10 protein-coding genes are annotated in these 12797 nt (G+C 57.8%); 2 read left to right on the forward strand and 8 right to left on the reverse strand.

The window, feature by feature from the left end:
• Window positions 1-187 precede the first annotated feature (187 nt).
• The gene (locus DW870_RS03245; protein ID WP_117876858.1) at window positions 188-1240 is read right to left on the reverse strand and encodes an aldose epimerase family protein; all 1053 of its coding nucleotides are present in this window, start codon (window positions 1238-1240) and stop codon (window positions 188-190) included.
• A 206-nt stretch (window positions 1241-1446) separates the two neighbouring features.
• Between DW870_RS03245 and DW870_RS03250 the strand changes: the two genes are divergently transcribed.
• On the forward strand, window positions 1447-2211 hold the full coding sequence (locus DW870_RS03250) for a DeoR/GlpR family DNA-binding transcription regulator (RefSeq protein WP_233502252.1): 765 nt from the start codon (window positions 1447-1449) through the stop codon (window positions 2209-2211).
• Here the strand turns inward: DW870_RS03250 and DW870_RS03255 are convergent, their stop codons facing one another.
• From DW870_RS03255 to DW870_RS03275, 5 genes are all read right to left on the reverse strand, one after another.
• Window positions 2212-3468: an ATP-binding protein gene (locus DW870_RS03255; RefSeq protein ID WP_117735489.1), complete on the reverse strand. Its 1257-nt coding sequence runs from the start codon at window positions 3466-3468 to the stop codon at window positions 2212-2214.
• A 169-nt stretch (window positions 3469-3637) separates the two neighbouring features.
• Window positions 3638-3943 (reverse strand): type II toxin-antitoxin system RelE/ParE family toxin, encoded by a 306-nt coding sequence (locus DW870_RS03260; protein WP_117735488.1) that lies wholly within the window; start codon window positions 3941-3943, stop codon window positions 3638-3640.
• On the reverse strand, window positions 3933-4199 hold the full coding sequence (locus DW870_RS03265) for a type II toxin-antitoxin system Phd/YefM family antitoxin (protein WP_117735487.1): 267 nt from the start codon (window positions 4197-4199) through the stop codon (window positions 3933-3935). Before DW870_RS03265 ends, DW870_RS03260 begins: the two co-directional genes overlap by 11 nt.
• Window positions 4200-4492: 293 nt before the next feature.
• The gene (gene lacG, locus DW870_RS03270) at window positions 4493-5914 is read right to left on the reverse strand and encodes a 6-phospho-beta-galactosidase (protein WP_199573584.1); all 1422 of its coding nucleotides are present in this window, start codon (window positions 5912-5914) and stop codon (window positions 4493-4495) included.
• A gap of 75 nt (window positions 5915-5989) precedes the next feature.
• Window positions 5990-7768 carry a PTS lactose transporter subunit IIBC gene (locus tag DW870_RS03275; RefSeq protein ID WP_117876860.1) on the reverse strand — a complete coding sequence of 593 codons (1779 nt, stop codon included), beginning with the start codon at window positions 7766-7768 and terminating at the stop codon, window positions 5990-5992.
• Window positions 7769-8053: 285 nt separating this feature from the next.
• On the opposite strand from DW870_RS03275, the gene DW870_RS03280 reads away from it, so the two are divergent.
• Window positions 8054-9055, forward strand: coding sequence for a LacI family DNA-binding transcriptional regulator (locus DW870_RS03280; RefSeq protein ID WP_158564795.1), 1002 nt, complete (start codon window positions 8054-8056; stop codon window positions 9053-9055).
• Between the two features lie 344 nt (window positions 9056-9399).
• On the opposite strand, the gene lacG (DW870_RS03285) is transcribed toward DW870_RS03280, so the two are convergent.
• A complete protein-coding gene (gene lacG, locus DW870_RS03285) occupies window positions 9400-10839 on the reverse strand; it encodes a 6-phospho-beta-galactosidase (RefSeq protein WP_117735483.1) in 1440 nt (479 codons plus the stop codon).
• Between the two features lie 66 nt (window positions 10840-10905).
• Entirely contained in the window at window positions 10906-12675 is a 1770-nt protein-coding gene (locus DW870_RS03290) for a PTS transporter subunit EIIC (protein WP_117876862.1), read from the reverse strand.
• Between the last annotated feature and the right edge of the window lie 122 nt (window positions 12676-12797).

Below are 12797 nucleotides of genomic sequence, written 5' to 3' on the forward strand. Positions count from 1 at the left end.
CAGTGGGGACACCCTTGGCACTTGGGGACGTTCCTTTTGTGCCGGCCTTTTAGGAACGTCCCCAAGTGCCGGCAGATTGGGACAGTCCTTCTCGTCTGGCAGTGAAGACTGTCTCCAATGACTAGGTAGCAAAGCGCCCGTCGGCGGTGCCGGCGGGCGCTGGTGTGCGATATGTAGCGTTGTGGGCTTAGTGCCTCATAAAGTGGTATTCGATCACATTGCTGTAGGGGTGACCCGGGCCCACAATGCCCTGCGGGAACAGCGGCTGGTGCGGCGTGTCGGGGTACATCTCTGCCTCGAGGGCAAAGCCGGCGCCCCAGCCATAGTTGGCATCGTCCTTGGCGTGCTCGTCGCCCAGCCAGTTGCCGGTGTAGAGCTGCACACCCGGGGCGGTGGTGTAGTAGTCCAGCTCGCGGCCGGTCCACATCTCCTCGACGTGCATCGCGCGGCGCAGGTTGCGACCGTACTGATAGCCATCGATACACAAGCAGTGGTCGTAGCCGCGTGCCTGCTTAATCTGCGGATCGTCGGCTTCCATGCCGGGCGCGACGGGGCGCAGCTCACGGAAATCAAACGGCGTGCCCTCGACCGGAGTGATCTCGCCGGTGGGGATGTTCTGCTCGTTGATGGGCAGGTAGTTGGCAGCGTTGGCAACAAAGAAGTGCTCACAGTCCATGCCGGCGTTATGGCCGGCAAGGTTAAAGTACGTGTGGTTGGTCATGGACACGTAGGTGGCGCGGTCGCTCTCGCAGCCATACTCGATGCGAAAGACGCCGGTGCGTGTAACGGTAAACACGGCCGTAAAGGTTCGGTTGCCGGGCAGGCCAAGCTCGCCATCCTTAAGCGAGGTGGTCATGCGCACAGCATTGTGGGCCTCGTCGAGTTCAACATCCCATACGCGTTTGTGCAGACCATGCTCAAGATCGCTGTGCAGGTTGTTGGCGCCCTCGTTGGCGGGCATATGCCAGTCCGTGCCGTCGATGGTGATCGTGGCGCCCGCGGTGCGGTTGGCCACGGGGCCGATAGTCGCGCCAAAGCAAGCGGGGTTGTCAAAGTAATCCTCGAGCTTATCGAAGCCCAGCACCACATCGCGCACGTTGCCGGGGATGTCGGGCACGTCGATGCCCAACACGGTGGCGCCATAGTCCATAATGCGAACGCAGATCTCGGGCCCGTTGAGGGTGTAACGATGAACGGGGGTACCGCACGGCGCGGTGCCGAAAAGCTCGGAAGTGATCATTTGGTTCCTAACATCGAGATATTTCGGACAAACTGTAGCGCGAACAGGCGAGATTATCACTACACCCCACTAAAGCAGGGGGTATTTTTCTCAAAAAAGTGATGATTGGAGCTGTGCGGGCGTTCATTTTTGACGCGCACGAGTCTGATACAATTTGTTCGTTACTGTTTGAATGATATGCGCGCAAAGAACGGCGAGGATTCATCGTGATTAAGGCAGAGCGACAGGATAGGGTTCGTCAGCTGCTCGAAGAGCAGGGCACGGTCTCGGTTAAGGAGATCTCAGATGCGTTAGGTGTCTCGGATATGACGATTCGTCGTGACCTTGAGGAGCTTGCGAGCCTGGGCGAGATCGAGCGCGTGCACGGCGGAGCCCGCAGTGCACAGGGCCGCCCTCACGCTATGTTGCGCCACGAGTATTCGCACAGCGAAAAGCGCACTAAGCATGCCGAGGAAAAGCTGCAGATCGCGCGCCGCGCTGTGGAGCTTATCGAGGAAGGCTCGACCATCTTTTTGGGTACGGGCACCACGGTTGAGCAGATGGCCTCGATGCTGCCGGCGTGCCGCCTGCGCATTGTGACCAATTCGCTTTCGGTGTTTAACCTGCTCGAGGCGCGCGAAGACTGCGACCTGTGTCTCGTGGGCGGCATGTACCGTCGCCGCACCGCCGCTTTTGTGGGGCCGACGGCCGAGGATACCCTGCGTGCGCTGGGCATCGACGCGGCGTTTATCGGTGCCAACGGCATCTTGGACGGTGACGTATCTACGTCCAACATGGACGAGGGCCGTATCCAGCAGCTCGCCTTTAGCAAGGCCGACTCGCGCTATCTGATCGCCGACTCCAGCAAGATCGGCAAGCGCGACTTCTACACCTTCTGCCGCCTGGACAATTTGGACGCCGTGGTGTGCGAACCGGGTATTACCGCCGAGAATCGTGCCGCCATCGAGGAGCACACGCAGATCATTTGCTAGCTAACGCAGCAGGCGATACTTCTGCCCCCTGCCGGCGCCTTCAACTGTAGCCAGGCCCGTCTCAACGAGTTTTTTGAGGATGCGAAGTAGCTTCGAGCGGCTAAAGGTAACTTTGGCCGCAAGCGCACTTGTCGATTGGGGATGCACTTCACTCAGCAGTTCAAATACGGTAAGATCGTCGCCTTCGAGCCCGGGGTTATCCATGAGTAGGGGAAGTGTGACCACAATAGCGTTGTCCGAAACTTGAAAACGAGGCTTTTTGATGCTGTCTTTATAGGTGTCTCGAATTCGCATAATGCCCGTACCGAATGCCTCGATAAGGCCCAGGCGCAAAAAGACTTCGGCAAGAATGCGGTTACGCCTAACGGACAGCATATCGGACAGGTACTCATCGACAGTCATGCTTGCCGGTAATCCGCCGGGTGAGGCGACTTCTACCCGGTCGTCGAACATCGAGATGCGGATGTGCGCTGGTACATCCCAGGTCCTATGAACGATTGCGTTGGTTATTGCCTCACGGAACGCCTCAAGTGGAATGGGCTCCTTGCGGATTCGTTCCATTCCCTTGATCTCTTCGTAGCAGTACTGAGCTTCGAATAGCTCAAGAGCACTGTCAATTTCAGTTAAAACTGATGCATGCTCAAGGGTCTTGCGCTGCTTAATGAGGTTGATAGTGTCACCAAACACTGCAATGTCGATGCCTGGGAAGCCGTTCTCGTCCGCGAGCAGCTCTGCTGCATTATTGTAGGTCCCGGTCTCATCGAGCAGGCCGAGGGTTTTGAGAGTGTCGGTTGTGAACGACTGAAGCGCTAACTTTGCAGTTAGACGATTCTCTAAAACGGTGAAAGATAGATCTTGCTTGCTTGCCGGGAGCTGTTCAAAGGAGAGATTCTGGCCCTCGAGCACAAGGCGCGAAAGACCTAGGGTATCAACTGGTATAGTCGCTGTGTCATTGCGCTTGTACGCCTTCGAGCGGTATAGATAAGGCTTCGATCTGCCGGGAAAGACCGTAAGCTCAACGGTTGCATCGGGCTCGTTGATTTTTAGGGAGTAATCGGGCTGGGGGATGATCGAATCGTTAATCTTGTTTTCGATATCCAAGCAGGTCTGCTTGGGGTCATCGAGGCCAACGATTTTTCCGGCGTCGTTAATTCCAAATAGGACACGCCCACCCGTGTTGTTTGCATAAGCGGAGACGGTTTTGAGGAACGAATTGGTGACGCTTTCCTTGAACTCAAGATCCTTTGTCTCTTGCATCGTAGTGCTCCGTTTCGCTTTAACTTGACGTGCAAAATGACACGTAAAATTTTACATGGCATTTTGCACGTCAAAATTATGACACGAAAAAATTTGCGCGCCATTTTACGCGTCAACGTGACGCGAAATGACGCGCAAATGCGCTCGGGCCAACCGTTCAGCTTGCAAATTAGATCAGGCGGGCGTAGTCCTGTGATTGATGAAAGATGTGGGCGATATAGATTGTTTCGTGCTCAAACTTGTAGAGGCACACGTAGTTGTTGACGGGAAACGATTGGTAATTACGTGCCGCCAGCTCTTGCATGTGCGAAAGGGGACGTAGGAGCGGCTGCTCGCGAAGCAGATCAAGCTGATATTCAAACTCAGCGACAAAATTGCCTGCTGCGCGCGGATTCTTGAGGATTTGGGCAAGGTATCCGACGATACTCTCGTACTCATATCGCGCGCTTTTGAGTATGACGACGTTATAGGTCATATTTGTCTCGTATCGAAGCCGCGAAGGATTCGTAATCGCTGTAGTCGCCTTGCGATATTTCGTCTTCTGCCAACATCATACGAGACAGCAGTTTTGCCTTGGCGATTTCTTCTTGCATGAGGCGATACTGGTCGCTGCTGATGCAGTGCATGGCCTCGTAGCCGTTCTTGGTTACGGTAACGTCGCGCTCAGACTCAACAAGTGCGGTGAATGTGGCGGTGTCCTTCATGTCTCGGACGGGCACACAAGCGGACATGGGTACCTCCTTTGCGTTGGGACACAATTGTACCACGGTATAATAAAACATCGGCTTCGTCGAATTATCTCAATCTATAACAGTTGGAAGTAGAAAACCGGGTTAGATGTTACAGATCGAGATATTCTGCTTCGGGCTACCCGTTTGTCTCGATCTGTAACAGGTAGGGCCGGAATACTCGGTTACGTGTTACAGATCGAGATCTTCAAGTTCGGGCCGCTCAAAACGAAAAAGGCCGCATGCGAACCCATGGAGGGATTCGTATGCGGCCGACAGGGGGGATGCGGCAAAAGTTAGGCCATGAGCAGGCCGGTCTCCGCGACGTTCTTGTACCAGTACGCGCTCGCCTTGGGATAGCGCTTCTGGGTCTCAAAGTCGACGTAGAACAGGCCATAGCGCTTGTTATAGCCGTTGGTCCAGGAGAACTGGTCCTGCAGCGACCACACAAAGTAGCCGTCGACGTTCACGCCGCCGTCAATCGCCTTGAGGATCCATGCGAGATGCTGACGCATGTAGTCGATGCGAGGGGCGTCGTCGATAAAGCCGTCCTCGAAGTCGTCCTTATAGCCCATGCCGTTCTCGGTGATGTAGATTTTCTTGTAGTTGGGGTAATCGTTCTTAATGCGGAGCAGCAGGTCGTAGAGGCCTTCGGGATAGATAATCCAGTCCCAATCGGTGGTGGGTACGCCTTCGCGCACGCATGACTCGCCCACGCCCTTGAGGAACCAGCGCGAGGAGCCCTTGTCACCGGTGCCATTGTGGTTGATGTCGTTTTCGCCCTCGGCGGCACGCAGGAACTGGCACTTGTAGGTGTTGACGCCCAGGCAATCGTTGTAGGGGAGCGCGGCGGTCAGCGCGGCGATGTCCTCGTCGCGGACGTCGAGCTCGCCGCCGGCGATATGGGCCAGCTTGGTCGCAGCCTCCATGGTGTCGGCTGCATAGTGGCCGCGGAAGGTGGCGTCGAGTACCCAGCGGTTGTTGATGACGTCGGCCATGCGAGCTGCCTCGCAGTCGGTGGCGTTGTTGGGGTCGAGGGGATACTTGGGCTCCAAGTTCTGGACAATGCCGATCTCGCCCTCAAAGCCGCCCTCGTGGAAGGCGACGACGGCCTTGGCATGGGCCACCATCATGTTGTGCATGAGCTGGAAGGCCTTATCCAGGCGATACTTCTCGCCGTGCGGCCAGTTGCCGACGATAAAGCTGCCCTCGGCGGTCGCGGGAATCTCGTTAAAGGTAAACCAGTGCTTGACCTCGGTGAACTCGGCAAAGCAGAACTTGGCGTACTCGACAAAGGCGTCGATCGTCGTGCGCGTCAGGAAGCCCTCGCCGCCGTTCTGGTAAAAGGCCTCGGGCGTATCAAAGTGATCGAGCGTGACATAGGGGATAACGCCGGCTTTATTGCAGGTGGCAAAGAGCTCGTGATAGAAGGCAACACCCTCGGGGTTAATCTCACCAGTGCCGCTGGGGAAGATACGGCTCCAAGCGATGGAGACACGAATGCCGTTGATGCCGAAGCGCTGGCACAGGTCGATATCGACCGGGTACTTGTTGTAGAAATCGCTTGCGGGGTCGGGGGAGAACCGGCCCTGAGCAGCCAGGAAATCGTCCCAGGGCACTTTGCCCTTGCCGTGTGTACGGGTCTCGCCCTCAACCTGGTAAGCAGCGGTGGCGCCGCCAAACACAAAGCCGTCGGGGAACTGCATGGGGTTGGTCATGAGTCATCCTTTCTGTGGGATACGAATAGGGAGAGGTGCCCGAACCGGGAATCCGGGCACCAACAGAGGGAGGAACTAGTCGAGGTTCTCGCGGAGCCACTTGATGGCGCCAGCGGGGTCGCGAGTAAGGTCGATATATTCCTTACCGCGGGGAGCGAGCAGCTTAATGCCCAGGCGATCGGTGTCGGCCTTCATGTCGTTGTAGTAGCTACGAACCTGCGGGGCGAGCACGATGACGTCGTACTGATCCATGATGGCAGTGTGCTGACCATAGGCGCCTGCGGAGGAGGCGATGTTCTCTCCGGTCTGCGCAGCACCTTCCTTGATGGCGTTGGCAAGCATGGCAGAGGTGCCGGCGCCGGCGCACAGGACGAGGACCTTCAGACCGTCGACATCCTTCTTGGCGGATGCATCGGCAGCGGGCTCGGACTGGTCGGCAACAGGCTTGCTGTCGGCGGCAGCGGCGGTCGGCTCGACGGAAGCGGTAGTCTGCTCGACAGCGGGCGCAGAGGCGTTGGCGGCGATGGCAGCGGCACCATCGGACTCGAGACCCAGCTCGGCGGCGCGCTCGGCCTCCTGGTCGCAGAGCAGCTTATCGTATGCCTTCAAGAACGGCAGGTAGATGATGGCGTCCAGCAAGATGATAATCGCGACAAATACCAGGGCGATAAGCTGGAAGTTCGTGGTGATGAAGATGCCGATGGGGGCGGGGGTGGCCCAAGGCACCACGAAGGAGAAGCCGTTCATGCCCACGTTATCGATAAAGAACTTGGCAACACTCACGTTGACGCAGCCGGCGGCAACAAAGGGGATGAGCATGTAGGGGTTAAGGATCATCGGCGCGCCAAAGAGCAGCGGCTCGTTGACGGCGAAGGCAACAGGAACAATCGAGGCCTTACCGACGGCTTTGAGCTGCTTGGACTTCATAAAGAGAATCAGCAGAAGCGGCACGATGAACGTGGCGCCGGTGCCGCCGAACTCACCCACGAGCGACATGTTAAAGGTGAGGGAGTGGGCGGGGTGGCCGCCTGCCAGCAGAACCTGCAGGTTCTCGGCCTGGTTGGCAAGACGGATGGGGTCGATGCCCGGCTGGACAATCGAGGGGCCGTGGACGCCGATGAACCAGAAGAACGCGGTGGCTGCCTGGATAAGGATAAGGCCAGGATAGGTTTCTGCGGCGGTAAAGAGCGGGGAGAGCAGTTTGATAAGCAGCTCGGAGAACGGAACGCCCATGAGGTTGCGCACGACAACATCGATGATGCCGCAGATGATGACGGCGCCGCCAAAGGGGATGATGTCGCGGAAGTTCTGAGCGATGGCGCCCGGGACCTCCTTGGGCAGCTTAATGGTCAGATCGCGCGAGACACAGAACTTATAGACCCAAACGGTAATGAACGCGGCGATATAGGCCGAGAACAGACCACGCGTGCCCATGCTGGTGCAGTCGAAGACCGAAAGTTCGGAGCCGTTGAGCTTGGTGGTGAACTGCGTGACTGCGAGCAGCAGCATGCTGCACTGGGCGGCCACCATGGTGGAACCGTCGTTGAGCACCTTGCCGGCGGGCATGCGACGGTTCATGGAAGCCGTAAAGTTCTTGGCAGTGGTGCCGGCGACCATGATGCCCATGACGCCCATGGTGAAGTTATACAGCTTGTTGCACCAGTCGATGAGCGGCTGGGGCAGCGTAATGCCAACTACGCCGGGAAGCGTGGCGATCAGCAGAAAGATCGAAGAGGTAAGGACGATGGGCATGCACCCAAGGAATCCGTCTTTGATGGCCTGGAGGTAGATGTTTCTCGAGATCTTCTCGAAGAACGGTTGATGCTTTTCGAGCATCTTTACGATGGCGTCCATAAAGCTCCTTTGCTACTTGATGCGCGATGCATGTGGATGGAACTGGTCGTCGATGGATGGTCAGGACTGCCCGGAAACCTTCCTGCTTAAGGAAGGCATTGCGAAATGACAACGTTGTCATTTCGTTAATGACAACGTAAGACATTTTTGGAAGAGCAACAAGGATATACGGGCGAGCGGTCGATATTGTCCGGTGAATGGTTGATTTATCAGTCAGGCAGGTAGTGTATGCTAGAACGCAAAAAAACAAGCGATAGAGAACCGAGTGGAGAAGCAGTGGCAACGATGGACAAGAAAAACGTCTCGATGAACGATGTGGCGATTGCCGCGGGTGTTTCTCTCAAGACGGTGTCGCGCGTGATCAACGAGCCCGATAGCGTGCGAGAGTCGACACGCGATAAGGTCCATTCCGCAATGGAGGCGCTCGGGTTTCGAACCAACTTTGCCGCGCGTTCGCTCAAGTTGGGCCGTTACGGGTGTATCGGCGTGGTGCTGTTTCACTTGTCGGGCGGCGCCGTGGACATGATTGACGGTATTGCCGATGCCGCCGAAGAGCGGGGCTTTGCTCTCACGATGATCAAAAAGCGGGCGGGGGAGAAGATGACCCTTGCCGATGCGGCGCACAGAATGTCGCAGCTTCCCGTCGACGGCATGATTTTCAACCTGCGTCAGATGGTCGATGACTTTGATGCCTTTGAGGCACCGAAGGACCTCAAGACGGTGATTATTACGCCGATGGAGCATCCTACCTGCTCCACCGTCAGTGACGACCAAGAGGGCGGCGCGCGCATGGCGTGCGAGTACTTCTTGAATCACGGGCACAAGAGCGTGTACTTCGTTTCTGGTAAAAAAGAGTCACTGTCGAGCCAGTGCCGTATGAAAGGTTGGCGAGCGGCACTCGAGGCGCGTGGCATTGAGCCGCCCGAGCCTCTGCAAGGCGATTGGAATGCGGATAGTGGCTATGCCGCGGGCCTTGTGCTTGCCGATAAGCCCGATTGCACGGCGGTCCTCGCTGCTAACGACTGCATGGCAAACGGCGTGATGATGGCTCTACGTGACAAAGGGCTCGGTGTGCCCGACGACGTGTCCGTGATCGGCTTCGACGATGAGCTTTATAAGACGATTCCCAACTCGATTCTGACGTCGGTGAAGTTTCGTCACCGCGAGCTGGGCATCCGTGCGCTCAATGAGGTCGTCGCAGGTCTGGAAGCCCCGAGCTCCAGAAGCCGTACGCTCGTCTCGGGCGTGTTGGTCGAGCGCGCGAGCGTGCGGGATCTGCGGGCGTAGACGTGCTCGGCTCGTTCATCTCAACCTGTAACAGTTAGGGCCGAAATACTCGGCTAGATGTTACAGGTTGAGATTGAGAGGATTGTCCTGTGCGTTTATCTCAATTTGTAACAACTAGACGTCCAAAACCGGTTCTAGTGTTACAGATTTAGACAATTCGACCCGGTCTCCCCGGTTTGTCTTGATTTGTAACAGCTAGGGACCAAAAACTCGGTTAGATGTTACAGATTGAGATAAACGGCTTTCGACCTGCACAAAAGGGCCGGGGGCAGCGCGTCGTGTGACGTGCCGCCCCCGGCTGAGAAATGGGGACAGGTTATGTGGGCGGGTAACCCCGTCAGCCGCTAGTCCAGACGGCGGGTCTGCGCTACGTGCTTGTACCAGTAGGCGCTTGCCTTGGGCGTGCGCTTCTGGGTTTCAAAGTCAACGTAGAAGAAGCCATAGCGCTTGTTGTAGCCATTGGTCCAGGAGAACTGATCCTGCAGGCTCCACAGGAAGTAGCCACCCACGTTGACGCCCACCTCCATGGCCTTAAGCAGCCAGCGCAGGTGCTGCTCGATGTAGTCGATGCGCGGCTGGTCGTCCACAAAACCGTCCTTGTAGGGGTCCTTGTAGCCCATGCCGTTCTCGGTGATGAAGATCTGCTTGTAGTTGGGGTAGCGCTGCTTAATGTAGACGAGCAGATCGAACAGACCCTCGGGATAGATGATCCAGTCCCAGTCGGTGGTGGGGATGCCGGGCTTGTTCACATGCTCGCCAATGCCCTTGACGCGCCAGCGACCGGTGCCCTTCTCGCCCGTACCGTTGTGGTGCAGGTCGTTCTCGCCATCGTAAGCCTTGAGGAAGCGGCACTGGTAGTTGTTAACGCCCAGGTAGTCGTTGTAGAGCGCTGCCTCGCGCATAATCTCGAGGTCCTCGTCCAGGATCTCGATGGTGCCGCCCGAGACGGCAGCCAGGCGGTTGGCGCACTCGAGGGTGTCGGGGGCATAGTCGCCGCGGAAGGTGGCGTCGAGCAGGAACTGGTTTTGCAGCACGTGCTCGTTGTTGGCGGCCTTGATGTCGGCGGGGTCGTTCTCGTTGAGCGGGTACTTAAACTCCAGCGACTGAATGACGCCGATCTTGCCCTTAAAGCCTCCGTTGTGGAAGGCCAGTACAGCCTTGGCGTGGGCGAGCATCATGTTGTGCTCGCACTGGAAGGCTTCGGCCAGATGAGCTTTGACGCCGCCGGGGAAGGTGCCCTCGATGTAGGTGTTGGAGGCGTCGGCCCAGATCTCGTTAAAGGTGAACCAGTAGGTTACCTGGTCGGCGTACTCCTTAAAGCAGAAGGTGGCAAAGTCCACAAAGGCGTCGATGGTCTCGCGGTTGAGGAAGTCGCCCTTCTCAAAGAGGGGCAGCGGCGTGTCGAAGTGATGCAGCGTGACAAACGGCTCAACGTGGTGCTTGTGGCACTCGGCAAATAGGTCGTGGTAGAACTGCACGCCCTCGGGGTTCACCTTGCCGGTGCCCTCGGGGAAGATGCGGCTCCAGGCGATGGAGAGGCGAATACCGTTGATGCCAAACTCCTCGCACAGCTCCAGGTCCACCGGATACTGGTTGTAGAAGTCGGAGGCGGGATCGGGAGAGAAGCGGCCCTGGGCCTCCAAGAAGTCGTCCCAGGCGACCTTGCCCTTACCGTGGGTGCGGGTCTCGCCCTCTACCTGGTAGGCAGCAGTGGCGCCGCCAAAGACAAAGTCCTCGGGGAACTGCGCGGGCGGGTTGGTGACGCTGGCGGGGTTAACGGACATGATGATCCAATCGTTTAAATCGAAGGGCCAGCCTGTCTTGGATAGCTGGCTGGCCCTAAGCGTTGCTTACTTCGACAGCTGCTCGCTCACAAAGGCGAGAGACTTGTCGCCGTTCTGGGAGAGCTCGATGTACTGCTTACCACGGCAGGCGACGCACTTGTTGCCCACGCGCTCGCAGTCTTTCTGCAGGTCGGCCAGGTAGCTCGCGGCCTGCGGGGCCAGGACGACCAGATCAAAGTCGGGGAGCATGTCGACGTGGTTGCCATAGGCCTCGGCAGCGGTCTCAAGATTGATGCCGCGCTCCTTGGCGGCCTTGGCCAGCGCGTTAGCGAGCAGGCCCGAGGTACCGCCACCCTGGCAGAGCACGAGCACGCGCTTGCCGTTGAGGTCGCTGGCGGTCGTAGCCTCGGTGGTGGCAGCAGCGGGGGCGGCGTCGGTCTTTACGACCTCGGCAGCGGCGCCGGCGGCAACGCTCTTGGCGTCGGCCTTACCCTGGAAGGCGTCGTTGAGCTTGGCGGCCTTCTCGGCGTTCTTGGCGGCGAGCTCCTCCCGGGAGATTTCGGCCTCCTCGGCGCACTTCTGGGCGTCATAGGCACGGAAGAAAGGGTAGTACAGGGCAAAGTCGACGACCAGGATAAGGGCGAGCATCACAAAGGCGAGCGGCTGGAAGCCCAGGCCCATGATGGTGCCAATGGGGCCGGGGACGGTCCAAGGCAGGGTGTACATAAAGCCGTTCATGCCCAAGAAGTCGATAAAGACCTTGAGGATCCAGATGTTGGCGATCGGGGCAAAGACAAACGGGACAAAGAAGACGGGGTTGAGCACGATGGGCGCGGCGAACAGCAGCGGCTCGTTGACGGCAAAGCACACGGGGACGATGGCGGCCTTACCGACGGCGCGCATCTCCTGGGACTTGGCCAGGAAGCAGAACATAAAGACCAGGACGAGCGTGGCGCCGGTACCGCCCATGCAGACGACGAAGTACTGGGCACCCTGGGTCAGGACAGCGGAAGCGTGCTGGCCAGCCTGGAACGCAGCCAGGTTGTCGGTCATGTTGGCAACGAGCGCGGCGGCGATGGCGGGCTCGACGATCGAGGGGCCGTGGACGCCCACGAACCAGAACAGGCTCATGGCGCCGTAGATCACAGCGAGGCCGATGTAGCCATCGGCAGCGGTGAACAGGGGCTGGAACACCTGGATGACGCCCTGGGCAAAGCAGAAGCCAAAAGCAGCGCGGAAGACGATGTCAAAAACCCAAAAGACGGTGATGCAGACGGAGAAGGGGATGATGTCCTTGAAGGTCTGCGAGATGTTGGGCGGAACCTGCTCGGGCATCTTAACGGTGATGTTGCGCTTAATGAAGAACTTGTAGATGATGCCGGTCACAAACGCAGCGATGAAAGCGGTCAGCAGGCCCTTGGAACCAAGGTAGGTGGTGTTGAAACCGCTGGCGGCGTCCGTGGCGATCGTGTCGCTCGAAAGGAGCAAGAAGCCGATGATGGCCGCGCACATGCACGAGATGAAGTTGATCTGGTTGTTCTTGGGCAGATCGCGGTTTTGAGCGTCGGCGAAGTGCTTGGCCGTGGTGGCGGCGCAGGCGATGGCCAGGATGCCCATGGAGTAGTTGTAGCACTTCCACAGGGCGTTGTTGATGTCATCGGGCCAGTAGAAACCCCAGATGTTGGGGACCGAGGCTACTAGGCAGAAGATGGACGAGAAGATGATGATGGGGATGACGGAGATAAAGCCGTCGCGGATCGCCTTGAGGTACTTGTTGCGGGCGATCGCGTTGAAAAAGGGCTGGCCCTTTTCGATGATGGCGATGAGTTGCTCCATGCAATGCTCCTAAGAGTCGGTGGGTTAGCAACGATGGTAGCTTTTGACGTTCGGTTGCCAAAATGTTGACGTTGCCATTTTGTGACACAAAAAAAGACGCGAACCGGTGGTTCCTGTGCCTG

It is taken from the genome of Collinsella sp. AM38-1BH (genome assembly GCF_003467545.1).
Taxonomy (GTDB): Bacteria; Actinomycetota; Coriobacteriia; order Coriobacteriales; family Coriobacteriaceae; genus Collinsella.